This window comes from Pseudomonas sp. NPDC077186, assembly GCF_044543505.1.
Taxonomy (GTDB): domain Bacteria; phylum Pseudomonadota; class Gammaproteobacteria; order Pseudomonadales; family Pseudomonadaceae; genus Aquipseudomonas.
Genome location: NZ_JBITWE010000009.1, coordinates 53,584 through 75,047, shown reverse-complemented (window position 1 = coordinate 75,047; position 21,464 = coordinate 53,584). Strand labels below are relative to the sequence as shown.

At 66.4% G+C, this 21,464-nt stretch carries 23 protein-coding genes and 1 pseudogene; 11 read left to right on the top strand and 13 right to left on the bottom strand.

Annotation, left to right across the window (positions count from 1 at the left end):
* A partial coding sequence (locus tag ACIGKL_RS23885; RefSeq protein WP_397488841.1) for a hypothetical protein occupies positions 1 to 229 on the top strand: 229 nt, incomplete at its 5' end.
* 104 nt (positions 230 to 333) lie between these two features.
* Here the strand turns inward: ACIGKL_RS23885 and tyrS are convergent.
* Positions 334 to 1,533 (bottom strand): tyrosine--tRNA ligase, encoded by a 1,200-nt coding sequence (gene tyrS, locus ACIGKL_RS23880; RefSeq protein ID WP_397488840.1) that lies wholly within the window; start codon positions 1,531 to 1,533, stop codon positions 334 to 336.
* A 182-nt stretch (positions 1,534 to 1,715) separates the two neighbouring features.
* Between tyrS and ACIGKL_RS23875 the strand changes: the two genes are divergently transcribed.
* Both ACIGKL_RS23875 and ACIGKL_RS23870 read left to right on the top strand, forming a co-directional pair.
* Complete coding sequence (locus ACIGKL_RS23875; protein ID WP_397488839.1) at positions 1,716 to 3,143, top strand: peptidoglycan DD-metalloendopeptidase family protein; 1,428 nt, start codon at positions 1,716 to 1,718, stop codon at positions 3,141 to 3,143.
* Positions 3,144 to 3,146: 3 nt separating this feature from the next.
* The gene (locus ACIGKL_RS23870; RefSeq protein ID WP_397488838.1) at positions 3,147 to 4,238 is read left to right on the top strand and encodes an anhydro-N-acetylmuramic acid kinase; all 1,092 of its coding nucleotides are present in this window, start codon (positions 3,147 to 3,149) and stop codon (positions 4,236 to 4,238) included.
* Between the two features lie 50 nt (positions 4,239 to 4,288).
* Here ACIGKL_RS23870 and erpA read toward each other — a convergent pair whose 3' ends face one another.
* The 4 genes from erpA to argC form a co-directional block, all read right to left on the bottom strand.
* Positions 4,289 to 4,639 (bottom strand): iron-sulfur cluster insertion protein ErpA, encoded by a 351-nt coding sequence (erpA, locus tag ACIGKL_RS23865; protein WP_021443725.1) that lies wholly within the window; start codon positions 4,637 to 4,639, stop codon positions 4,289 to 4,291.
* 73 nt (positions 4,640 to 4,712) lie between these two features.
* Complete coding sequence (locus ACIGKL_RS23860) at positions 4,713 to 5,123, bottom strand: polymer-forming cytoskeletal protein (RefSeq protein WP_397488837.1); 411 nt, start codon at positions 5,121 to 5,123, stop codon at positions 4,713 to 4,715.
* 9 nt (positions 5,124 to 5,132) lie between these two features.
* Positions 5,133 to 5,855 carry a DUF6776 family protein gene (locus ACIGKL_RS23855; protein WP_397488836.1) on the bottom strand — a complete coding sequence of 241 codons (723 nt, stop codon included), beginning with the start codon at positions 5,853 to 5,855 and terminating at the stop codon, positions 5,133 to 5,135.
* Positions 5,852 to 6,886, bottom strand: coding sequence for an N-acetyl-gamma-glutamyl-phosphate reductase (argC, locus tag ACIGKL_RS23850; RefSeq protein WP_397488835.1), 1,035 nt, complete (start codon positions 6,884 to 6,886; stop codon positions 5,852 to 5,854). The genes ACIGKL_RS23855 and argC overlap by 4 nt, the downstream gene beginning before the upstream one ends.
* A 134-nt stretch (positions 6,887 to 7,020) precedes the next feature.
* Here argC and hemJ point away from each other — a divergent pair, with 134 nt between their 5' ends.
* From hemJ to ACIGKL_RS23825, 5 genes are all read left to right on the top strand, one after another.
* On the top strand, positions 7,021 to 7,449 hold the full coding sequence (hemJ, locus tag ACIGKL_RS23845) for a protoporphyrinogen oxidase HemJ (RefSeq protein WP_397488834.1): 429 nt from the start codon (positions 7,021 to 7,023) through the stop codon (positions 7,447 to 7,449).
* A 10-nt stretch (positions 7,450 to 7,459) separates the two neighbouring features.
* Positions 7,460 to 8,422 (top strand): NAD(P)H-dependent flavin oxidoreductase, encoded by a 963-nt coding sequence (locus tag ACIGKL_RS23840; protein ID WP_397488833.1) that lies wholly within the window; start codon positions 7,460 to 7,462, stop codon positions 8,420 to 8,422.
* Positions 8,419 to 9,684, top strand: coding sequence for an alanine racemase (locus tag ACIGKL_RS23835; RefSeq protein ID WP_397488832.1), 1,266 nt, complete (start codon positions 8,419 to 8,421; stop codon positions 9,682 to 9,684). The genes ACIGKL_RS23840 and ACIGKL_RS23835 overlap by 4 nt, the downstream gene beginning before the upstream one ends.
* 97 nt (positions 9,685 to 9,781) lie before the next feature.
* Positions 9,782 to 10,750 carry a DUF805 domain-containing protein gene (locus ACIGKL_RS23830; protein ID WP_397488831.1) on the top strand — a complete coding sequence of 323 codons (969 nt, stop codon included), beginning with the start codon at positions 9,782 to 9,784 and terminating at the stop codon, positions 10,748 to 10,750.
* A gap of 9 nt (positions 10,751 to 10,759) precedes the next feature.
* Positions 10,760 to 11,548 (top strand): SDR family NAD(P)-dependent oxidoreductase, encoded by a 789-nt coding sequence (locus tag ACIGKL_RS23825; protein WP_397488830.1) that lies wholly within the window; start codon positions 10,760 to 10,762, stop codon positions 11,546 to 11,548.
* A gap of 149 nt (positions 11,549 to 11,697) precedes the next feature.
* Here the strand turns inward: ACIGKL_RS23825 and ACIGKL_RS23820 are convergent, their stop codons facing one another.
* A complete protein-coding gene (locus tag ACIGKL_RS23820; RefSeq protein ID WP_397488829.1) occupies positions 11,698 to 13,179 on the bottom strand; it encodes an AAA family ATPase in 1,482 nt (493 codons plus the stop codon).
* 88 nt (positions 13,180 to 13,267) lie between these two features.
* On the opposite strand from ACIGKL_RS23820, the gene ACIGKL_RS23815 reads away from it, so the two are divergent.
* Both ACIGKL_RS23815 and coq7 read left to right on the top strand, forming a co-directional pair.
* Positions 13,268 to 13,606 carry a histidine triad nucleotide-binding protein gene (locus ACIGKL_RS23815; protein ID WP_397488828.1) on the top strand — a complete coding sequence of 113 codons (339 nt, stop codon included), beginning with the start codon at positions 13,268 to 13,270 and terminating at the stop codon, positions 13,604 to 13,606.
* 85 nt (positions 13,607 to 13,691) lie between these two features.
* Positions 13,692 to 14,339, top strand: coding sequence for a 2-polyprenyl-3-methyl-6-methoxy-1,4-benzoquinone monooxygenase (gene coq7, locus ACIGKL_RS23810; protein WP_397488827.1), 648 nt, complete (start codon positions 13,692 to 13,694; stop codon positions 14,337 to 14,339).
* Positions 14,340 to 14,461: 122 nt separating this feature from the next.
* Here coq7 and ACIGKL_RS23805 read toward each other — a convergent pair whose 3' ends face one another.
* Positions 14,462 to 14,881, bottom strand: coding sequence for an OsmC family protein (locus tag ACIGKL_RS23805; protein ID WP_397488826.1), 420 nt, complete (start codon positions 14,879 to 14,881; stop codon positions 14,462 to 14,464).
* Between the two features lie 235 nt (positions 14,882 to 15,116).
* On the opposite strand from ACIGKL_RS23805, the gene crp reads away from it, so the two are divergent.
* The gene (gene crp / locus ACIGKL_RS23800; protein WP_397488825.1) at positions 15,117 to 15,761 is read left to right on the top strand and encodes a cAMP-activated global transcriptional regulator CRP; all 645 of its coding nucleotides are present in this window, start codon (positions 15,117 to 15,119) and stop codon (positions 15,759 to 15,761) included.
* A gap of 57 nt (positions 15,762 to 15,818) precedes the next feature.
* Here the strand turns inward: crp and trpC are convergent, their stop codons facing one another.
* The 6 genes and pseudogenes from trpC to rpe all read right to left on the bottom strand — a co-directional run bounded on the left by trpC (position 15,819) and on the right by rpe (position 21,343).
* On the bottom strand, positions 15,819 to 16,658 hold the full coding sequence (gene trpC / locus ACIGKL_RS23795) for an indole-3-glycerol phosphate synthase TrpC (protein ID WP_397488824.1): 840 nt from the start codon (positions 16,656 to 16,658) through the stop codon (positions 15,819 to 15,821).
* On the bottom strand, positions 16,655 to 17,701 hold the full coding sequence (gene trpD / locus ACIGKL_RS23790; RefSeq protein ID WP_397488823.1) for an anthranilate phosphoribosyltransferase: 1,047 nt from the start codon (positions 17,699 to 17,701) through the stop codon (positions 16,655 to 16,657). The genes trpC and trpD overlap by 4 nt, the downstream gene beginning before the upstream one ends.
* Entirely contained in the window at positions 17,698 to 18,294 is a 597-nt protein-coding gene (locus ACIGKL_RS23785; RefSeq protein WP_397488822.1) for an aminodeoxychorismate/anthranilate synthase component II, read from the bottom strand. Before ACIGKL_RS23785 ends, trpD begins: the two co-directional genes overlap by 4 nt.
* A 12-nt stretch (positions 18,295 to 18,306) precedes the next feature.
* The gene (gene trpE, locus ACIGKL_RS23780) at positions 18,307 to 19,785 is read right to left on the bottom strand and encodes an anthranilate synthase component I (protein ID WP_397488821.1); all 1,479 of its coding nucleotides are present in this window, start codon (positions 19,783 to 19,785) and stop codon (positions 18,307 to 18,309) included.
* 66 nt (positions 19,786 to 19,851) lie between these two features.
* Positions 19,852 to 20,672, bottom strand: a pseudogene (locus ACIGKL_RS23775) (phosphoglycolate phosphatase).
* The gene (gene rpe, locus ACIGKL_RS23770) at positions 20,669 to 21,343 is read right to left on the bottom strand and encodes a ribulose-phosphate 3-epimerase (RefSeq protein WP_397488820.1); all 675 of its coding nucleotides are present in this window, start codon (positions 21,341 to 21,343) and stop codon (positions 20,669 to 20,671) included. Before rpe ends, ACIGKL_RS23775 begins: the two are co-directional and overlap by 4 nt.
* Positions 21,344 to 21,464 lie beyond the last annotated feature (121 nt).

Sequence of the window (21,464 nt, the reverse complement as noted above, 5' to 3'; positions counted from 1 at the left end):
TTTCGAATTTGTTTCCGGAGAAACTCTTTTCTACTCAACCGCTTGCGCCTTCGATCCGAACATCTTCTCGTCAGCGGGAGGCGCATTCTACAGCGCTCAAAACCGCTGTCAACCACCTCTTTTGCCGCCTTCGATCCATTCGACCGAAGCACCGACAGGATCCAACCACTACCCTGCCGACCGGCGCGCATTCTACACGCCAGGTCCAGCTTTGCAACCCCTCTTTTAAACTTAACTTATTGATTAACAAGAAGTTTTCGAAGAGCTTCAACGCTGAAGTGGCGCGCATTCTACCGCCAGGAGAATGCGCGTCAAGCACAAATTGCAGTTTTGTTACTCGACCTTGAGCGTAATGCGTGCAAAGGCCTTCTTGCCGGCCTGGCAAACGTGGGTCGCCCCCACCTTGAACAGGAAGGCCCGATCGACCACTTCGCCATCCACGCGCACACCACCGGAGCCCAGCAGGTCGCGCGCAACGGCGGCGTTCTTCACCAACCCCGCCTTATTAAGGACGGAGGAAATCGGCATATCCTCGGCCGAGGTCAGCTCCACCTCGGGCATATCCTCGGGCAACTCGCCCTCTTTCATACGGTTACCGGCAGAACGATGCGCAGTGGCCGCTGCCTCCTCGCCATGGAAGCGGGCAACGATTTCTTCGGCCAGCCTGATCTTGATGTCGCGCGGATTGGCGCCTTGCTCGACATCGCACTTGAACTGCTCGATCTCTTCCATGGAGCGGAAGCTGAGCAGCTCGAAGTAACGCCACATCAGCGCATCCGGCATGGACACCAGCTTGTTGTACATCACCCCCGGCGCTTCCTGGATGCCGACATAGTTACCCAGGGATTTGGACATCTTCTTCACGCCGTCCAGCCCTTCCAGCAGCGGCATGGTGACAATGCACTGCGACTCCTGACCATAGGCGCGCTGCAGCTCGCGCCCCATCAGCAGGTTGAACTTTTGGTCGGTACCGCCGAGCTCGACGTCGGCTTTCAGCGCCACCGAGTCGTAGCCCTGCACCAGCGGATAGAGGAACTCGTGAATGGCGATGGGCTGGTTGCTGGTGTAGCGCTTGTCGAAATCGTCGCGCTCGAGCATGCGCGCCACGGTGTACTGCGAGGCCAGACGAATGAAGTCGGCCGGTTTCAACGCATCCATCCAGGTGGAGTTGAAGGCGACCTCGGTCTTGGCCGGATCGAGGATCTTGAACACCTGCTGCTTATAGGTCTCGGCGTTATCCAGCACCTGCTCGCGGGTCAGCGACGGGCGGGTGGCGCTCTTACCGCTGGGGTCGCCGATCATGCCGGTGAAGTCGCCGATCAGGAAGATCACCTGATGCCCCAGCTCCTGGAACTGACGCAGCTTATTAATAAGCACGGTGTGGCCGAGGTGCAGGTCCGGCGCGGTCGGATCGAAACCGGCCTTGATCCGCAGCGGCTGACCCCGCTTGAGCTTCTCGACCAGCTCCGCTTCAACCAGAACCTCTTCCGCACCGCGCTTGATCAGCGCCAGCTGCTCTTCGACCGACTTCATGACAGGACTCGCGACCACTCGAAAATGAAAGGGAACCAACCATACAAGATCGCGAACTAATTACAAGTTTTGCCCCAGGCAAGCGCCCGTATGTCTCCGCCCGGCATGTCAAGGGTTGCCCCACGCCGATTTTGGTTATATTTTATACAGTTAATGCATATTCCAAGAAAACGCCTCACGCCATGACGCAAAATACCCCCAAAGCCCCGCCCTACCCGAAGAGCCATATCCTGGCCGCTAGCGGTGTAGCTGCGCTGCTGAGCCTGGCTCTGCTGGTGTTTCCTTCGCGCGAAGTCGAAGCGCAGAAGACCTTCCTCGACCTGGATCTCGGCAACGATGCCGAACTGGTACTGCAGGAAAAGGACGACCTCCGAGCGGGACAGCCCGCCAGCGGCGCCGCCTCGCCTTTCGCCAAGATCGAGCAGAGCGCGGAGAACGCCGAACACAGCGCCGGACATGACGCTGATGATAAGAATCTCGAAACAGCCGACTCTACCCCCACCGATCCCAGCCAACACAACGTCACCGTCAGCAATGGCGATACGCTGTCGACCCTGTTCGCCAAGGTGGGCCTGAGCGCCAACGACCTGCACGAAGCGCTCAACAGCAGCAAGGAAGCCAAGCAGTTCAGCCGTCTCAAGGTCGGCCAGGTGCTGGCGTTCGAACTGGACGAAGCCGGCAAGCTGAAGCACTTGCAGAGCAAGCTGAACGATCTGGAAACCATCCGCCTGAGTCGCAGCGACAAGGGCTTCGACTTCCAGCGCGACCTGGTCAAGCCAGAGGTGGTCACCGCCTACCGCCATGGCGTGATCAACAGTTCGCTGTTTCTCTCCGCCAAACGCGCCGGCCTCTCCCACGGCCTGACCATGGAACTGGCCAATGTGTTCGGCTACGACATCGACTTCGCCATGGATATCCGCGAGGGCGACGAGTTCGAGTTGATCTACGAAGAGAAGGTGGTCAACGGCAAGCGCGTCGGCACCGGCAACATCCTCTCGGCGCGCTTCACCAATCGCGGCAAGACCTACACCGCGGTGCGCTACACCAGCAAGCAGGGCACCACCAGTTACTACAACGCCAACGGCGAAAGCATGCGCAAGGCGTTTATCCGCACCCCGGTGGACTTCGCTCGGATCAGCTCGCGTTTCTCCACCGGCCGCAAGCACCCGATCCTGAACAAGATTCGCGCGCACAAGGGCGTGGATTACGCCGCGCCGCGCGGCACGCCGATCAAGGCCGCCGGCGACGGTCGCGTCAGCCTGGCCGGCCGTCACGGCGGCTACGGCAACACCGTGATCATCCAGCACGGCCAGCGCTATCGCACCCTCTACGCCCACATGCAGGGCTTCGCCAAGGGCATCCGCAACGGCAGCAGCGTCAAGCAAGGGCAGATCATCGGCTATATCGGCACCACTGGCCTATCCACCGGCCCGCACCTGCACTACGAGTTCCAGGTCAACGGCGTGCACGTCGACCCGCTGAGCCAGAAGCTGCCGATGGCCGACCCCATCGCCGCCAGCGAGAAGCAACGTTTCATGCAACTGAGCAAACCGCTGATGGCGCGCATGGACCAGGAAAAGGCCACCATGCTGGCCGCCAACCAGCGCTAAGCCATGCCTCTCTATCTCGGCGTGATGTCCGGCACCAGCCTGGACGGACTGGACATCGCGCTGATCGAGCAAGAGCAGCACACGCGCCTGCTCGCCACCCTCTACCGGCCCATGCCTGATCGGCTACGCAGCGACCTGCTGGCCTTGTGCGCCTCGGGCGCCGACGAGCTGGCACGCGCGGCGATGGCCGAACAGCAGTGGGTCGAACTGGCCGCCGCCGCCATCAATGAGCTTCTGCAGCAGCACAACCTGACTCCGCAACAGATTCGCGCCATCGGCAGCCACGGCCAGACCGTGCGCCATGAGCCTGCGCGCGGCTTCACCATCCAGATCGGCAACCCCGCCCTGCTCGCCGAGCTGACCGGCATTGGCGTGGTCGCCGACTTCCGCCGCCGCGACGTTGCCGCCGGCGGCCAGGGTGCCCCCCTGGTACCGGCCTTCCACCAGGCACTGTTCGGCGATAGCGAACGACATATCGCGGCGCTCAATGTCGGCGGCTTCAGCAACCTCAGCCTGCTCTCGCCCGGCCAGGACGTGCTGGGTTTCGACAGCGGCCCGGGCAACGTCCTGCTCGACGCCTGGATTCAGCACTGCCAGGGCCTCGCCTATGACCGCGATGGCGCCTGGGCGGCCAGCGGCAGGGTGCAGCCCGAGTTGCTGAACCGGCTACTGAGCGATCCCTTCTTCGCGGCACAAGGCCCCAAGAGCACCGGCCGCGAGTTGTTCAATCTCGCCTGGCTGCTTGGCCATCTGCAAACACTGCCGCCGCTGGCCGCCGAGGACGTGCAGGCGACCCTGGTCGAGCTGACCGCGCGCAGCATAGTCGGCGCCCTGCGCAGCGCGCAGGGCCGTACCGATGTGCTGCTGGTATGCGGCGGCGGCGCGCATAACGCCTGCCTGATGCGGCGGTTGAGCGAGCTGCTGGCGGACACCGAAGTCAGCAGCAGCGCCGAGCATGGCGTCGATCCGGACTGGGTCGAAGCCATGGCCTTCGCCTGGCTGGCCCACTGCGCGCTGGAAGGTATTCCAGGCAACCGCCCGAGCGTTACCGGCGCGAAAGGACTACGCGTACTCGGCGCCATCTATCCGGCTTGAATACGAAAACGCCGCGCTTCGAGCACGGCGTTTGTCATCCTGCGAAAACTTCAGATCGAGAACGACGAACCGCAGCCGCAGGTGGTGGTGGCGTTGGGATTCTTGATCACGAAGCGCGAGCCTTCCAGACCTTCCTGATAGTCGACTTCGGAACCGGCCAGGTACTGGAAGCTCATGGCATCGACCACCAGGCTGACGCCTTCGCGCTCGACTATGGTGTCGTCCTCGGCCACGTCCTCGTCGAAGGTGAAGCCGTACTGGAAGCCCGAGCAGCCGCCGCCCGTGACGAACACGCGCAGTTTCAGACGCGGGTTGCCCTCTTCATCGACCAGGGTCTTCACCTTGCTGGCCGCACCCTGGGTGAAGTGCAAAGGGGCGGGGGTGAAGGTTTCGACGCTCATGCTGTGACTCCCGGCGCCATGCGCCATACTGCGTTGGGCGTGCATTATCCGCTTGCCCCAGAAAATTGGTCAACTATTGCTCGGTGTCCAGCGTTTCGGGCAGCTCCAGCGGCCGCACGCTGTCCTTCACATGGCACAGGCGGCCTTCGATCTGCGCGCCCATGGCCATTTCCATCAGACCGTAGTGCAGGTTGCCGCGCACCCGCGAGCGCGCGCCCAGCTCCAGATGGCCGCTGGCGAACACATCGCCGCTCACCTCGCCGTCGATCACTATATGGGGTGCGCGCACCTCGCCTTCAACCAGGCCGCCGACGCTCACCCGCACCAGTCCCTCGCTGGCCAGCAGATTGCCGGTGACCCGGCCGTCCACCTGTACCGCCCCCTGAAAACGCATGTCGCCCACCAGTTCGGCACCGGCGGCGATCAGACTGGTCTTGCCGCTGAAACGCTGCAAGTCGGGTTTGGCCTTGTCTTTATTCCACATTGGCGGATGTCACTCCTCACCTATCCATTCGAATGTACGGTCCAGCGGCTTGTCGCCCTTGACCTCGGCGCGAACCTTGACCTGACGCGGCTCGAAGCCTTCCGGCAGCTCCAGTTCGGCGAAGCGTCCAGCTTCGGGGAAGGACTGGAAGTGTTTGAAGGAGAACGGAATCGACGCCTCGTCCACTTCGTCGGACAGCGCCGACAGCTCCAGACTGGCCTCCTTGCCGCCCTGTCGGCCCTCGATGGTGACGCGCAGCTGCCCCTGCAGCGGCTCGTCGCCCGTGCCGACCCGGCTCAGCAGCAATTTGTAGCGGAAACGTCGCGGGGCGTCCGTGGCCTGCAGCTCAAAGGCGCGGATGCGCAGGCCTTCGCGACGACTGGCAGGCGCCAGCACGCCCTTGTAGAAAGCCAGGTCCTGTTGCTGCTTGAAGATCTGTTCCTCGAGTAGCTTGATGGTGCGGCGGTTCTGCTCCATGGCCTGCTGGGTGACCTTCTCGCTGCTGTCGACCACCGCCAGGCGCTGGCGCAGCAACTCCAGCTCCTGCTCCTGTTCGGCCAGGCGGGTGAGCTGGGCCTGGAAGTCGGCCTGCTCGTCCTGCGTCTGCCGCTCGCCCCACCACAGGCCGAGGACAAAAGCCAGCGGCACGCTCAGCAGCAACAGGAGCAGCAGGACACGGCGCCGGCGTTCGCGGCGCGGGTCACTGACGCGGACCTCCCAGCCCGGTGTCACGGCAGCAGGGCCGGGTGGGACAGGCCGAGGCGCTCGTCGAGGCCGAAGAGGATGTTCATGTTCTGCACCGCCTGGCCGGAGGCGCCCTTGACCAGGTTGTCGATCACCGACAGCACCACCACCAGCTCGCCGCCCTGCGGACGGTGCACGGCGATACGGCAGACGTTGCCACCGCGCACGCTGCGGGTCTCCGGGTGGCTGCCGGCCGGCATCACGTCGACGAAGGGCTCATTGGCGTAACGCTGCTCGAACAGCGCCTGCAGGTCGACCGTGGTGTCGGCCACGCGCGCATAGAGGGTGGCGTGGATGCCGCGGATCATCGGCGTCAGGTGCGGCACGAAGGTCAGCCCGACCTCGCCGCCGGCGGCCAGGCGCAGGCCCTGGCGAATCTCCGGCAGGTGGCGGTGGCCCTTGACCGAGTAGGCCTTCATGCTTTCGCCGGCCTCGCAGAACAGCGAGCCGACGCTGGCACCGCGCCCGGCGCCGCTGACGCCGCTCTTGCAGTCGGCGATCAGGCTGGCCTTGTCGGCCAGGCCGGCTTCCAACAGCGGGATCAGGCCGAGCTGGGTGGCGGTCGGGTAGCAGCCGGGCACGGCGATCAGGCGCGCGCCCTTGATCGCCTCGCGGTTGACCTCCGGCAGGCCGTACACCGCCTCAGGCAGTAGATCGGGGGCGCCGTGCGGCTGGCCGTACCACTTGGCCCATTCCTCGGCGTCCTGCAGGCGGAAATCGGCGGACAGGTCGATCACCCGCGTGCCGGCGGCCAGCAGTTCGCCGGCCAGGGCATGGGCGACGCCGTGCGGGGTGGCGAAGAACACCACGTCGCAGGCGCCCAGGGTGGCGACGTCGGGCACGCTGAAGGCCAGCTCCGGATAGTGCCCGCGCAGGTTGGGGTACATCTCGTCGACACGCAGGCCGGCCTCGGAGCGCGACGTGATCACCGCCACCTCCGCCTGCGGGTGTTGCGCCAGCAGGCGCAGCAGTTCGACACCGGTGTAACCCGTGCCGCCGACGATTCCGACCTTGATCATCACATGCCCCTTTGCAAAAGCCATTGGAAAGATGCCGATGATAAAGCCGCATCGGCCAAGCTCCAACCGCGCAGGTGACGCAGACTGTCGCCTGCCTCTACTATCGAAGGCATTTTCTCGCGCAAGGAACGACCATGCTCTATCTCTGGCTCAAGGCGCTGCATATCGTCGCTATGGTCTGCTGGTTCGCCGGCCTGTTCTATCTGCCGCGGCTGTTCGTCTACCACGCCATGAGCACGGACGCCGCCAGCCACGAGCGTTTCTGCACCATGGAGCGCAAGCTCTATCGCGGCATCATGATCCCCTCGATGGTCGCCACCCTGGGCCTCGGCATCTGGCTGCTGAGCCTCAACCCCGGCTACTACTTCGCCCAGGGCTGGATGCACGCCAAGCTCACCCTGGTGATCGCGCTGGTGGTCTATCAGCACCTGTGCGGCGCCCAACTCAAGCGCTTCGCCCGCGGCGAGAACAGTCGCAGCCACGTGTTCTACCGCTGGTTCAACGAGGCGCCGGTGCTGGCGCTGCTGGGAGTCGTCATTCTGGTGGTCGTCCGCCCTTTCTGAGGAAACCGTCATGTCCCTGCCCACCCTGCTCGAACAACGCCTGCGCCTGCCGCTGATCGCCGCGCCGATGTTTCTGGTGTCCACCCCGGCGCTGGTAAGCGCCTGCTGCAACGCCGGCATAGTCGGCAGCTTTCCCGCACTCAATCAACGAGACAGCGCCGGCTTTCGCGCCTGGCTCGACGAGATCGAGGCCAGCCTGAGCGCCGACGCCGCGCCCTACGCGGTCAACCTGATCGTCCATCACAGCAACCCGCGGCTGCAGGCGGACCTGGCGATCTGCGTCGAGCGCCGCGTGCCCATCGTCATCACCAGCCTCGGCGCGGTGAAGGAACTGGTGGATGCGGTACACGGCTACGGCGGCCTGGTGTTTCACGACGTGACCACCCGCCGTCATGCGGAAAAGGCCGCCGAAGCCGGCGTGGACGGCCTGATCGCGGTCGCCGCCGGCGCCGGCGGCCATGCCGGCACCTGGAGTCCCTTCGCCCTGCTCGCCGAGATCCGCCAGTTCTTCGACAAGACCCTGCTGCTGTCCGGCTGCCTCAACCACGGCCATGAGCTGCTCGCCGCGCAACTGCTCGGCGCCGACCTGGGCTACATGGGCACGCGCTTTATCGCCAGCCAGGAGAGCAACGCCTCCGACGATTACAAGCGCATGATCCTCGCCGCCCACGCCGCAGATATCGTCCACACCCCGGCGGTCTCCGGGGTGCCGGCCAGCTTCATGCGCCAGAGCCTGGAGCAGGCCGGCTACGACCTGAAGCAGCTGCAGAACAAGGCCGACATCAACTACGGCGAGAAGCTCAAGCCGGTGGACGACGAGGCCAAGGCCTGGAAGACCGTGTGGTCGGCCGGCCAGGGCGTCGGCGGCATCGACGACCTGCCCGCGGTCGGCGAACTGGTGGCGCGCCTGGACGGCGAGTACCGCGCCGCCCTGCAGCAGGCCGGCAAACTGGGGCAACGCTGGCCGCGATGAAGCGCCGCCAGCTGCTCGGCCTCGCCGCCCTCGGCCTGCTCGGGGGCTGGGCGCTGCGGCCGCGCGACCACGGCCAGGTCCACGACGCCTATTTCGCCGGACTCAACCGTCTCATGCGCGCCGAAGGCAACGGCATGCCGGCGCTGCTGCTCGACCTGGATCGCCTCGACGCCAACACCGAACTGCTCGCCAAGCGGCTGCCCGAGCACCTGGCGCTGCGTCTGGTGGCCAAGTCGCTGGCCAGCGCCGGGCTGCTCGACTACCTGGCCAAGCGCCTGCGCAGCCAGCGCTTCATGGCCTTCCACCAGCCGCAGCTGAACCAGCTCGCGCGCAGCTTTCCGCAGGCCGACCTGCTGCTGGGCAAGCCGCTGCCGGCACAGGCGGCGCTGCACTTCTATCGCCAGCTGCCGCAGCACCTGGGCTTCGCCCCCGCGCGCCAGCTCACCTGGCTAATCGACAGCGAGGCGCGCCTGAGCCAGTACGCCGAGCTGGCCAGGGCGCTGGGGCAACCACTGCGCATCGCCCTGGAAATCGATATCGGCCTGGCCCGCGGCGGCTTCGCCGATCCCCAGGCGCTGGGCCAGGCCCTGCAGCGGCTGCGCCGGCAACCGGGGCAGCTCCAGCTGCAGGGGTTGATGGGCTACGACGCCCAGGTCGCCCACGCCCCGCCCTGGCTGAGCCAGGAGCGTGCGTTCGCCCAGGCCAACGCGCGCTACCGCGAGTTCGTCGCGGTGGCGCGAGGCTTTACCGAGTTGTGGCCGGCGCAGCCGCTGCTCAACGGCGGCGGCAGCCTGACCTATGCCCTGCACAGCCGGCTGGACAGCCCGCTCAACGAAGTCGCCCTCGGCTCGGCCCTGCTCAAGCCGGGCGACTTCGACACGCCGCTGCTGGAGCAGCACCAAGCGGCGCTGTGGATCGCCAGCCCGGTGCTCAAGGCGGTCGACGGCGCCCTGCCCTTTCTGCACCCGGCGCAGCCGCTGCTCGCCGCCTGGAATCGCAATCGCCAGCGCGCCTACTACCTCCATGGCGGCCGCTGGCCGGCGACGCCGGTGTCGCCGCCCGGCCTCGCCTACGATCCGCTGTACGGCCGCAGCGCCAATCAGGAGCGCCTAATCGGCAGTGCCGCCAGCGGCCTGCGCGCAGACGACTGGGTGTTTCTGCGCCCGGCGGTCAGCGCGGGCCTGTTCGGCGACTTCGGCGAACTGCAGCTGCTGCGCGGCGGCCGAGCGGTCGGCCGCTGGGCCGCCCTGCCCGGCGGCTGAAAGACTGGCACGAACTGTGGTGCAGGCCGCTTGTGTATTGGCCTGCCGGCACTCTAGGCTTAGCTCACCTCCACTTCCCGCAGACAAGGAAGCTCGCATGAATCAACCGCGCTACAAGATAGTGTTCGACGGCGAACTGATGCCCGAGATGACGCTGGAGTCGGTGAAGGACAACCTCGCCCGCCTGTTCAAGAGCGATATGGCGCGCATCAACGGCCTGTTCAGCGGCGCCCAGGTGGCCCTCAAGCGCGACCTCGCGGAAAACGAGGCCGACCAGTACCTCAGCGCCCTGCACAAGGCCGGCGCCAAGGTACGCAAGGAGCTGGACCAGGCCGCCAGCCTGAGCCTGGTACCGACCGACGACCACGCCGAGGCGGATGCCGCACCAACCGACGCCGTCGGCATGAGCTGTCCCAAGTGCGGCCATCAGCAGCCCCAGGCGGACGAGTGCGCGGCCTGCGGCATCATCGTCGAGAAGTATCTCGCCCGTCAGGCGCAGCTGAGCGCCATGAGCCAGTCCGCGCCGACGCCGGCACCCGCCAGCGCCTCGCCCTACGCGCCACCGCAGGCCGACGTCGCCGAGCAACTGCCGGAGTTCGGCGAGCTCAAGGCATTCGGCGTCAACGGCCGGATCGGCCGCGTGCGCTACCTGGGCTGGAGCATGGCCATGTTCCTCTGCGCGCTGCCGGCACTGCTGCTGGGCATGGGCGCCGCCGCGCTGTCCGATGCCCTGGGCATGGTGCTGCTGGCGGCTGCCGGCCTGGCCATGATGGTGCTGAGCATCTGCTTCGGCGTGCAGCGCCTGCACGATATCGGCTGGTCCGGCTGGCTATGGCTGATCAACTTCATCCCGGTGGTCGGCGGCGTGTTCGCCCTGTTGCTGTTCATCGTTCCCGGCAACCAGGGGGTCAATCGCTTCGGCCCGCCGCCGCCGCCCAACAGCACCGCGGTCAAGCTGCTGGCCTGGTTGTGCCTGCTGGTGCCGATCAGCGGCATCCTCGCCGCCATCGCCATTCCGCAGTACCAGAGCTACGTCGAGCGCGCCGCCGAAATGCAGGGACAGTGACCCCGCGCCATGCCCAGTTATGCACTGATCACCGGCGCCTCCAGCGGCATCGGCCTGGCCCTGGCCGAAGCCCTGGCGCGCCGCGGGCGCAACCTGATCCTGGTGGCGCGGCGCCGCGACGCCCTGGAAAGCATCGCCTGCGAGCTGGCCCAGCGCTTCGGCGTCGAGGTGCTGTTTCGCCTCTGCGACCTCAGCGAACCGCTGCAACTGTCCGGCCTGCTGGTCGAACTGGAACAGGGCCAGTGGCACATCGACCTGCTGGTGAACAACGCCGGCCTCGGCTGCGCCTGGCCCTTCCTCGAACAGGACTGGGGCCGCGAGCGGGAACAGCTGGAAGTCAACGTGCTGGCCCTGACCCGGCTGTGCCACGCCATCGGCCAGCGCATGGCCGAACAAGGCGGTGGGCAGATCCTCAACGTCGCCTCGATCGCCGCCTTCCAGCCCGGCCCCTGGATGAGCAGCTACTACGCCAGCAAGGCCTATGTGCTGCATTTCTCCGAGGCGCTGCGCGAAGAGCTGCGCGAGCGCGGCGTGCGCGTCTCGGTGCTGTGCCCGGGGCCGACGCGCAGCGCCTTCTTCCGCAGCGCGCAGATGAACGCCGCCCGCCTGGACGCCAGCCAGCTGCTGATGAGCGCCGAGGAAGTGGCGCTGCTCGCGGTGCGCGCGCTGGAGAAAAACCGCGCCATCATCGTCCCCGGCTGGCGCAACCGGCTGCTGGCGCTGAGCCCGCGCCTGGCGCCGCGCTGGCTGGTGCGCAAACTCAGCGGCCGTCTGATCCGGCCCTATACCCGCGGTTGAGCAGCCCCAGAACCTGCTCCCGATCTCGCGAGCTAGAGATAAACAGCGGCGAAAGCGGCCGAGGAAGCGGAGTTTACGAAAGTAAATGAGCATTCCGAGGCTGTTTTCAACGCCGTTTAGCCGACGCGCAGCAGATCGTGAGCAGGTTCTCAGCCGGCGTTGACCGTGCGCCCATCAGCCCAGCGGCGCAGCGCCGTCAGCTGCTCGGCCATCACCACCGACAGCGGCGCCGTGCCTTGCAGTGCACGCAGCAGCAGCGCCTGATCCACCGCCTGCTGCTGCGCCTGAGCGGCGTACAGGGCGCTGACCACCGCCTGCTCGATCTCCGCCCCGGAAAAGCCCGTGCTGGCCGCGGCCAGCTGCGCCAGGTCGAAAGCGCCGGGCTCCAGCTCGCGGCGCTGCAGGTGGATGCGGAAGATCTCCGCGCGCACCTCGGCACAGGGCAGGTCGACGAAGAACAGCTCGTCGAAACGGCCCTTGCGCACCAGCTCCGGCGGCAGTCGGTCGATGGCATTGGCGGTGGCGACGACGAACACCGGCGCCTTGCGCTCGGCCATCCAGGTCAGCAGGGTGCCGAGCACGCGCTGGCTGACGCCGCCGTCGTGATCGCCGCTGGCCAGGCCCTTCTCCACCTCGTCCATCCACAGCACGCAGGGCGCCATCTGTTCGGCCAGGCGCAGCGCCTCGCGCAGGTTGCGCTCGGTCTCGCCGAAGAACTTGTTGTACAGGCAGGCGAAATCCAGGCGCAGCAGCGGCAGGCCCCAGAGCCCGGCCACCGCCTTGGCCGCCAGGCTCTTGCCGCCGCCCTGCACGCCGACCAGCAACACCCCCTTGGGCGCATCGACGCCCTTGCCCTCGAGAAAGCCGACCTGGCGCTCGGCCAGCCAGCGCTTGAGGTTGAGCAGGCCGCCGACCTCGGCGAAGCGCGCGGTGTCGTACTCGAAACTGAGCACGCCCTCCAGATCCAGCAGCTGGAACTTGGTCTTGTTCAGTTCGGGGATATCTTCCTGAGTGATCGCGCCGTCGTCGCAGATCACATTGCGCGCCAGCGCCCGCGCCTCGGCGTGGCTGAGGCCGCGCAGGTTCTTCACCACCTGCTGCAGGGTGCGGTTGTCGGTGCGCACCCGCGCACCGCGGTTGCGCTCGCTCCAGCGCGTCGCCTCGTCGCGGACGATGCTCAGCAGCTCGTCTTCCGACGGCAGCGCCAGGCTGAAGCGCGCGGCATACCGCTGCACCTCGGCCGGCAGCCTGAGTGCGTGGGACACCAGCACCAGGGTCGGCTTGTGCGCCGCCTCGCTCATGGCGATCTCCTTGAGCAGGCGCACCAGGCGCGGATTGTCCTCCAAGTAGGGATGCAGGTCGCACAGCACGTAGAGGTTGGGCAGCTGGTCGGCTTTGATCAGCTTCAACGCCGCCTCCGGTTCCAGGCTCGCCTCCTCGCCCAGCGGCGCGCCGCCGAAGCCCAGGCGCTGCAGGCCCTCGGTCACCGACCAGGTGTGCAGGCCGAGGCCGCGCTTGACCGCCAGGCCGGTCAGGGTTTCCAGCACACGCAGTTCGTCCCAGGACTCGATGACGACCAGCTTGACCTTGGAATCCAGCACCAGGCCGAGATCGTGGATATCGTTCTTCACCGCCGCTCCTTGTGAACGCCGACGATTGGCCGGCTTCTCCGTACAACACTAAACTCAATGACTCCAGCAACGGCCCCGGGGGCTACCCATGGACTGCCTGTTCTGCAAGATCGTCGCCGGTGAGATTCCGGCGCGCAAGCTCTACGAGGACGATCAGCTCGTCGCCTTCCACGATATCGGCCCGCAGGCGCCGGTGCATTTTCTGGTGATCCCCAAGCGCCATATCGCCACCCTCACCGACCTCGACGAAACCGACAAGGCGCTGGCCGGCCACCTGCTGTACACCGCCCAGCAGTTGGCCAGCGAGCAGGGCTGCGACGAGGGCTTTCGCCTGGTGATGAACTGCAACGAGCTGGGCGGCCAGACCGTCGGCCACATCCATATGCACGTGCTCGGCCAGCGCCAACTGCACTGGCCGCCGGGCTGATGCGCCAGTCGGTCGCGGCGGCGAGGCGCGCTCGTCGCCACGCTTTGCAGTAAACTGGCGCCTTCGTGTTCCCCGGAGGTGCCCCATGGCCAGCGAACGCCAGTACTCCCCAGTCGACCGCCTGCTGCTGCAGGCCGATGCCGCCCTGCGCACCCTGCTGCCGTTCAGCGGCGCCTCCAGCCGTCCTTCGCCGGCCATCGTGGAGAACGAGGCCGAGCTGTCCAGCGAGGAAAGCCGCCATATCGCCGGGCTGATGCGCATCAACCACACCGGCGAGGTCTGCGCCCAGGCGCTCTACCAGGGCCAGGCGCTGACTGCCAGGCTGCCCGAGGTGCGCGGCGCCATGGAGCAAGCCGCCGACGAGGAGATCGATCACCTGGCCTGGTGCGAGCAGCGCATCCGCGAGCTCGGCAGCCAGCCGAGCCTGCTCAACCCGCTGTTCTACGGCCTGTCGTTCGGCGTCGGCGCGGTGGCCGGGCTGGTCAGCGACAAGGTCAGCCTGGGCTTCGTTGCCGCCACCGAGGATCAGGTGTGCAAGCACCTGGACGAGCATCTGGAGCAGATTCCCGAGCGCGACGCCAAGTCGCGGGCGATTCTCCAGCAGATGCGCATCGACGAGCAGCAGCACGCCGACAGCGCCCTGGAAGCCGGCGGCCTGCGCTTCCCCGCGCCGGTCAAGCTGGGCATGACCCTCTTGTCCAAGGTGATGACCAAGAGCAGCTACCGCATCTGACAGCTGCAAGCTGCAAGCTGCAAGCTGCAAGCTGCAAGCTGCAAGCAAGAAGATAACGAAGAGGGCGCCCTATGGCGCCCTCTTCGGCTTTCACTTGCGGCTTGAAGCTTGGCGCTTCCAGCTCAGAGTTCGACTATCTCGTAGTCATGGCTGATAGCCACTCCGGCACGGCCGAGCATGATCGAGGCCGAGCAGTACTTCTCCGCCGACAGCTCCACCGCGCGCTTGACCTGGGCCTCTTTCAGCCCGCGGCCCTTGACCACGAAATGCAGGTGGATCTTGGTGAACACCTTGGGCTCCTCGCCGGCGCGCTCGGCGTCGAGGAACACCTCGCAGCTCTCCACCGGCTGCCGCGACTTGCGCAGGATGCTGACCACGTCGAAGTTGCTGCAACCGCCGAGGCCGATCAGCAGCATCTCCATCGGGCGAATACCCAGGTTGCGGCCACCGGCTTCCGGCGGACCGTCCATCACCACGGCATGGCCGCTGCCGGACTCGCCGAGAAACAGGGCTTCGCCGGCCCACTGCACACGCGCTTTCATCGATCCAGACTCCCTCGGTTGCAAAGGCTCGCAGGTTAGCACAGGCACCACACGAACCGATGGGCGGCCAATGCGCTAAAGTTCCCCGGCGTTATGTTAGCCAGGTCGCAAAAAGCGCCCCGGTCATAGCCTGTCTGTTAAGCTGGCGCCGGATTGCTGGCACACTGGTACGGATAACCAATAAGAAATTGCCTGTTGGACAAAGGCTTATCTCTTTTATATTCGGGACTCGGGCATGGTCGCTATTACCCTTACACCTAAAATCAAGAACCTCGACAAACTCCTCGCACACTGTCACCGCCGCCGTTACACGGCGAAAAGCACCATCATCTATGCGGGCGACCGCTGCGAAACCCTGTTCTTCATCGTCAAGGGTTCGGTCACCATCCTGATCGAAGACGACGACGGCCGCGAAATGATCATCGCCTACCTCAACTCCGGCGACTTCTTCGGCGAGATGGGCCTGTTCGAGAAGGACGGCGCGGAGAAGGAACGCAGCGCCTGGGTGCGCGCCAAGACCGAATGCGAAGTGGCGGAGCTGAGCTACGCCAAGTTCCGCGAACTGACCCAGCAGGACCCGGACATCCTCTACGCCCTCGGCAGCCAGATGGCCGAACGCCTGCGCAACACCACGCGCAAGGTCGGCGACCTGGCCTTCCTCGACGTCACCGGCCGCGTCGCCCGCACCCTGCTCGACCTGTGCAAGCAGCCGGACGCAATGACCCATCCGGACGGCATGCAGATCAAGATCACCCGCCAGGAAATCGGCCGCATCGTCGGCTGCTCGCGGGAGATGGTCGGCCGCGTGCTCAAGTCCCTGGAGGAACAGGGCCTGGTCCACGTCAAGGGCAAGACTATGGTGGTCTTCGGCACTCGCTGAACAACAGCGCGTATAAAAAAGCCGGCAAGGAAGCCGGCTTTTTTATACGCGCAGGTATCAATCGGGATCGTTGCCGATCACCGCCGGCCGCCCACGCTCGGGAAAGAACAGGCGCTGCAGTTCGCCGCCTGGGCTCTCGGCGCGCATAAAGGCCTCGCCGACCAGGAAGGCATAGACCTCGCTGATTTCCATCAGCTCGACATCGGCGCGGTTGAGGATGCCGCTCTCGGTCACCACCAGGCGCTCGCGCGGGATGCGCGGCAGCAAGTCCAGGGTGGTTTCCAGGGACACCTCGAAGCTGTGCAGGTTGCGGTTGTTGATGCCCAGCAGCGGCGTGTCCAGGGTCTTCAGCGCACGCTCCAGCTCGTCGCCGTCATGCACTTCGACCAGTACGTCGAGGCCGACGTCCTTGGCCACCGCGGCAAGCTCGGCCATGCGCCCGTCCTCCAGGCAGGACACGATCAGCAGCACGCAGTCGGCGCCGAGGGCGCGCGCCTCGACGATCTGGTAGGGATCGACCATAAAGTCCTTGCGGATCACCGGCAGCGCGCAGGCCGCGCGGGCCTGCTGCAGGTATTGGTCGGCGCCCTGGAAAAAGTCGATGTCGGTCAGCACCGACAGGCAGGTGGCGCCGCCGGCCTCGTAGCTGCGGGCGATATCGGCCGGCACGAAGTCGGCGCGCAACACGCCCTTGCTCGGCGAGGCCTTCTTGATCTCGGCGATCACCGCCGGCTGCTTGCGCGCCGCCTGCTCCAACAGCGCGCGGGCGAAGCCACGCGGCGCATCGGCTGCGCGGGCGGCGCGCTCGATCTCGGCGAAACTGACCTGGGCGCGGCGCGCCGCCACTTCCTCGAACTTACGGGCGACGATCTTCTCCAGTACGGTTGGCACGCTCACCCTTCGTTCTCCTGTTTGAATACTGCGGTAAAGGACACCAGCTCCTCCAGCTTCTCGCGCGCCAGCCCAGTGTGCAGGGCGTCGTGGGCCAGCTGCATGCCTTCGCGCAGGCTGCTGGCGTGGTCGGCGGCGTACAGCGCGGCGCCGGCGTTGAGCACTATCATGTCGGCGGCCTTCTGGCCGTTGTCGGTCTTGCGCCGGCCCAGCGCATCGCGGATCAGCTCCAGCGACTGCTCGGCGTTGTCGACGGTCAGGCCGATCAGGCTCTGGCTCTTGATGCCGAAGTCCTCGGGCTGGATGCGGTACTCGCTGACCACGCCGTCCTTGAGCTCGGCGATGAAGGTCGGCGCGGCCAGGCTGATCTCGTCCAGGCCGTCCTGCGCGTGCACCACCAGCACGTGCTGGCTGCCGAGGCGCTGCAGCACCTCGGCCATCGGCCGGCACAGTGCCTGGCTGAACACGCCGATCACCTGATGCTTGGCACCGGCCGGGTTGGTCATCGGGCCGAGCATATTGAACAGGGTGCGCAGGCCCAGCTCGCGACGCGGGCCGATGGCGTGCTTCATCGCCCCGTGATGGGACGGCGCGAACATGAAGCCGACCCCGACGCCTTCGACACAGCGCGCCACCTGCTCGGGCTTGAGCCCCAGGTAGACGCCGGCGGCTTCCAGCAGGTCGGCGCTGCCGCTCTTGCCGGAGACCGCGCGGTTGCCGTGCTTGGCCACCTTGCCGCCGGCCGCGGCAACGACGAAGGCCGCGGCGGTGGAGACGTTGAAGATGTTCATGCCGTCGCCGCCGGTGCCGCAGGTGTCGACCAGGCGCTCGGCATCGATCACCACCGGCGCGGCCAGCTCACGCATGACGCTGGCGGCGCCGACGATCTCGTCGATGGTCTCGCTCTTCATGCGCATGCCCATGAGGAAGGCGCCGATCTGCGCGTCGGTGCACTGGCCGGTCATGATCTCGCGCATCACGTCCTGCATTTCCTCGGTGCTCAGGTCGAGCTGGGCGACGATCCGGTTGAGAGCTTCCTTGATAGTCATGCGCGCACGCCTCCGGTCTGCTTGAGGAAGTTGGCGAACAGTTCGTGGCCCTGCTCGGTGAGGATGGATTCGGGGTGGAACTGCACGCCCTCGATGTTCAGGGTCTTGTGGCGCAGGCCCATGATCTCGTCGACCGAGCCGTCGTCATGCTGGGTCCAGGCGGTGACCTCCAGGCAGTCCGGCAGGGTTTCGCGCTTGACCACCAGAGAATGATAGCGGGTCACGGTGAGCGGCTTGTTGAGCCCGGCGAACACGCCCTTGTCCTGGTGGAACACCGGGCTGGTCTTGCCGTGCATCACCTGGCGCGCGCGCACCACGTCGCCGCCGTAGGCCTGGCCGATGCTCTGGTGGCCGAGGCAGACGCCGAGGATCGGCAGCTTGCCGGCGAAATGCAGGATGGCCTCGATGGACACACCCGCCTCGCTCGGCGTGCAGGGGCCGGGCGAGACCACGATGCGCTCGGGCTGCAAAGCCTCGATCTCGGCGATGCTCAGTTCGTCGTTGCGGATCACCTGCACCTCGGCACCCAGCTCGCCGAGGTACTGCACCACGTTGTAGGTGAAGGAGTCGTAGTTATCGATCATTAGCAGCATGTCACGCTCCCCTTATTCGGCGGTCTGTTCGGCAAGGGCGACGGCGCGGAACATGGCGCGGCGCTTGTTCAGGGTTTCTTCCCACTCCAGGGCGGGCACCGAGTCGGCGACGATGCCGGCACCGGCCTGCACGTGCAGCTCACCGTCCTTGATCACCGCGGTACGGATGGCGATGGCGGTGTCCATGTTGCCGTTCCACGCGTAATAACCGACCGCACCGCCGTAGACGCCGCGCTTGACCGGCTCCAGCTCGTCGATGATCTGCATGGCGCGGATCTTCGGCGCCCCGGACAGGGTGCCGGCCGGCAGGATGGCGCGCAGCGCGTCCATCGCCGACAGCTCGGGTTTCAGCTGCCCAGTGACGTTGGAGACGATATGCATGACGTTGGAATAGCGTTCGATGACCATCTTCTCGGTGAGCTTGACCGAACCGATCTGCGACACGCGGCCGGTGTCGTTGCGGCCCAGGTCGATCAGCATCAGGTGCTCGGCGATCTCCTTGGCGTCGGACAGCAGGTCCTCTTCCAGCGCCAGGTCGGCTTCTTCATTGGCGCCGCGCGGGCGGGTGCCGGCGATCGGGCGCACGGTGACCAGGCCGTCCTCGACCCGCACCAGCACCTCCGGCGAGCTGCCGACCACGTGGAAGTCGCCGAAATTGAAGAAGTACATGTAGGGCGTCGGGTTGATGCAACGCAGCGCGCGATACAGGTCGATGGGCGCGGCCTTGAACTCGATCGTCATGCGCTGGGAGATCACCACCTGCATGCAGTCGCCGGCGAGGATGTATTCCTTGATCGCGCTGACCGCCGCCTCGTAGTCGCCACGGCTGTAGCTGGAGCGAAACGCCGGCTCGGCGCCGGGCGGCGCGCCGAGATCGACGCCCAGACGCGGAGTGATCGGCTGGCGCAGTTGGCGCAGGATCTCGCCCAGGCGCGCCTGGCCCTGCGCGAAGGCATCGGGCTGAGCCGGGTCGGCGAGGACGATGGCGTGCATCTTGCCGGCCAGGTTGTCGAACACCACCACGGCATCGGAGACCATCAGCAGGATATCCGGCGTGCCCAGCGGATCGGGGTTGGGGCAGCTGGCCAGCTTCTGCTCGACGTAGCGCACGCTGTCGTAGCCGAAGTAGCCGACCAGGCCGCCGTTGAAGCGCGGCAGACCGGCGATGGTCGGCACCTTGTAGCGCGCCTTGAACTGCTCGACGAAGGCCAGCGGATCGGCGCTCTGCAGGCGCTCGACCTCGACGCCGTCGGTGCTGACCACGATGTCGTGGCCGTGCACGCGCAGCACGGTGCGCGCCGGCAGGCCGATGATCGAGTAACGCCCCCACTTCTCGCCGCCCTGCACGGATTCCAGCAGGTAGGAGTTGGGCGCATCGGCCAGTTTCAGGTAGATGGACAGCGGCGTGTCGAAATCCACCAGGGTTTCGCAGGCCAGGGGAATGCGGTTGTAGCCTTCGCCGGCTAAACGCAGGAATTCTTCATGGGTCATGATCAGCCTCATGGCTCGGGGAAAACGGTCGGGTGCAAACGGGTCGCGCGCGGCGACCGGACGAAATCAGGCGCGCCAGCGCCAACGGGCCAGGGCCTTGATCACTTTCATCCAGAGTTTGCAGCTGACCACCACGGTGCGATCTCGACAGGCGGGGGAATAAGGAGAGCGGCCACGGTAGCGCAGCCGCTCGGCCTAAGCAACCGTCAGAGCAGCTCGGCCAGGCTATCGACCAGCAGACTCGGCTGTTCCTCGGCAATCGGCCGACCGTGGTTGTAACCGTAGCTCACCGCCACGCAGGGCACGCCGGCGGCGCGCGCCGCCAGCACGTCGTTGCGCGAGTCGCCGACGAACAGCGCCTGCGCCGCGTTGACCCCGGCCAGGCGCATCACCTGCAGCAGCGCGGCCGGGTCGGGCTTCTGCTGCGGCAGGGTGTCGCCGCCGACGATCCAGCGAAAGTAGCCGCCCAGGCCGACCTGCTCCAGCAGCGGCGCGACGAAGCGCTCCGGCTTGTTGGTCACCACCGCCAGCTCCACCGCCGCCGTGCTCAGCGCCTCGAGCAGCTCGTGTACGCCCGGATAGAGGGCGGTCAGCTGGTGGCAGTCGGCGTAGATCTCGAGAAAGCGCGCCAGCGCGGCGTCCGTTTCGGCCTCGCTCACCGCCGCATGCTCCAGGCCGCCGGCCAGGGCACGGCGCACCAGCACCCGCGCGCCGTTGCCGACCCAGTCGCGCACGCGATCGACGCCGGCCGGCTCGCGGCCCAGTTCGACCAGCATGCGGTCGACGGCTTCGGCCAGGTCCGGCACCGAATCCACCAGGGTGCCGTCCAGGTCGAACATCACCAGGCGCGGCAGCTCGCCGCGGCACAGCGCGCGCAGCGGTTTCATCCGCGCACCTGGGCCAGCTCGGCGCGCATGGCGTCGATCACCGCCTTGTAGTCCGGCTGGTTGAAGATCGCCGAGCCGGCGACGAAGGTGTCGGCGCCCGCCGCAGCGATCTCGCGGATGTTCTGCACGTTAACCCCACCGTCGATCTCCAGGCGGATCTCGCGGCCGCTGGCGTCGATCAGCGCGCGCGCCTCGCGCAGCTTGTCCAGAGTACCGGGGATAAACTTCTGCCCGCCGAAGCCGGGGTTGACGCTCATCAAGAGGATCATGTCGACCTTGTCCATCACGTACTTGAGCACGTCCAGCGGGGTGGCCGGGTTGAACACCAGACCGGCCTTGGCGCCGCCGGCCTTGATCAGCTGCAGCGAGCGGTCGATATGCTCGGACGCTTCCGGGTGGAAGGTGATGTAGGAGGCGCCGGCCTCGATGAAGTCGCCGATGATGCGATCCACCGGCTTGACCATCAGGTGCGCGTCGATCGGCGCGGTGATGCCGTACTTGCGCAGCGCCGCGCAGACCATCGGGCCGATGGTCAGGTTGGGCACGTAGTGGTTGTCCATCACGTCGAAGTGAACGATGTCCGCCCCGGCGGCGAGCACGTTGTCGACTTCCTCGCCCAGGCGGGCGAAGTCGGCGGAGAGGATCGACGGGGCGATGGCGAAGGGTTGCATGGCGCACCTCGGGAGGCATTCACGAAAAGGTGCGCATTGTAGCAGCCCCGACCCAAGGTCGGGCGCCGCCCGCGGTCGCTGACAAGCGCCGGCGGAACCGGCTAGGCTGCAGGGCAGATTG

What these genes read in the sequence shown, in the direction of transcription:
- tyrS (WP_397488840.1), bottom strand. Translation starts at nt 1,533, where the DNA reads ATGAAGTCGGTCGAAGAGCAGCTGGCGCTGATCAAGCGCGGTGCGGAA.
- ACIGKL_RS23875 (WP_397488839.1), top strand. Translation starts at nt 1,716, where the DNA reads ATGACGCAAAATACCCCCAAAGCCCCGCCCTACCCGAAGAGCCATATC.
- ACIGKL_RS23870 (WP_397488838.1), top strand. Translation starts at nt 3,147, where the DNA reads ATGCCTCTCTATCTCGGCGTGATGTCCGGCACCAGCCTGGACGGACTG.
- erpA (WP_021443725.1), bottom strand. Translation starts at nt 4,639, where the DNA reads ATGAGCGTCGAAACCTTCACCCCCGCCCCTTTGCACTTCACCCAGGGT.
- ACIGKL_RS23860 (WP_397488837.1), bottom strand. Translation starts at nt 5,123, where the DNA reads ATGTGGAATAAAGACAAGGCCAAACCCGACTTGCAGCGTTTCAGCGGC.
- argC (WP_397488835.1), bottom strand. Translation starts at nt 6,886, where the DNA reads ATGATCAAGGTCGGAATCGTCGGCGGCACGGGTTACACCGGTGTCGAA.
- hemJ (WP_397488834.1), top strand. Translation starts at nt 7,021, where the DNA reads ATGCTCTATCTCTGGCTCAAGGCGCTGCATATCGTCGCTATGGTCTGC.
- ACIGKL_RS23840 (WP_397488833.1), top strand. Translation starts at nt 7,460, where the DNA reads ATGTCCCTGCCCACCCTGCTCGAACAACGCCTGCGCCTGCCGCTGATC.
- ACIGKL_RS23835 (WP_397488832.1), top strand. Translation starts at nt 8,419, where the DNA reads ATGAAGCGCCGCCAGCTGCTCGGCCTCGCCGCCCTCGGCCTGCTCGGG.
- ACIGKL_RS23830 (WP_397488831.1), top strand. Translation starts at nt 9,782, where the DNA reads ATGAATCAACCGCGCTACAAGATAGTGTTCGACGGCGAACTGATGCCC.
- ACIGKL_RS23825 (WP_397488830.1), top strand. Translation starts at nt 10,760, where the DNA reads ATGCCCAGTTATGCACTGATCACCGGCGCCTCCAGCGGCATCGGCCTG.
- ACIGKL_RS23815 (WP_397488828.1), top strand. Translation starts at nt 13,268, where the DNA reads ATGGACTGCCTGTTCTGCAAGATCGTCGCCGGTGAGATTCCGGCGCGC.
- coq7 (WP_397488827.1), top strand. Translation starts at nt 13,692, where the DNA reads ATGGCCAGCGAACGCCAGTACTCCCCAGTCGACCGCCTGCTGCTGCAG.
- ACIGKL_RS23805 (WP_397488826.1), bottom strand. Translation starts at nt 14,881, where the DNA reads ATGAAAGCGCGTGTGCAGTGGGCCGGCGAAGCCCTGTTTCTCGGCGAG.
- crp (WP_397488825.1), top strand. Translation starts at nt 15,117, where the DNA reads ATGGTCGCTATTACCCTTACACCTAAAATCAAGAACCTCGACAAACTC.
- trpD (WP_397488823.1), bottom strand. Translation starts at nt 17,701, where the DNA reads ATGACTATCAAGGAAGCTCTCAACCGGATCGTCGCCCAGCTCGACCTG.
- ACIGKL_RS23785 (WP_397488822.1), bottom strand. Translation starts at nt 18,294, where the DNA reads ATGCTGCTAATGATCGATAACTACGACTCCTTCACCTACAACGTGGTG.
- trpE (WP_397488821.1), bottom strand. Translation starts at nt 19,785, where the DNA reads ATGACCCATGAAGAATTCCTGCGTTTAGCCGGCGAAGGCTACAACCGC.
- rpe (WP_397488820.1), bottom strand. Translation starts at nt 21,343, where the DNA reads ATGCAACCCTTCGCCATCGCCCCGTCGATCCTCTCCGCCGACTTCGCC.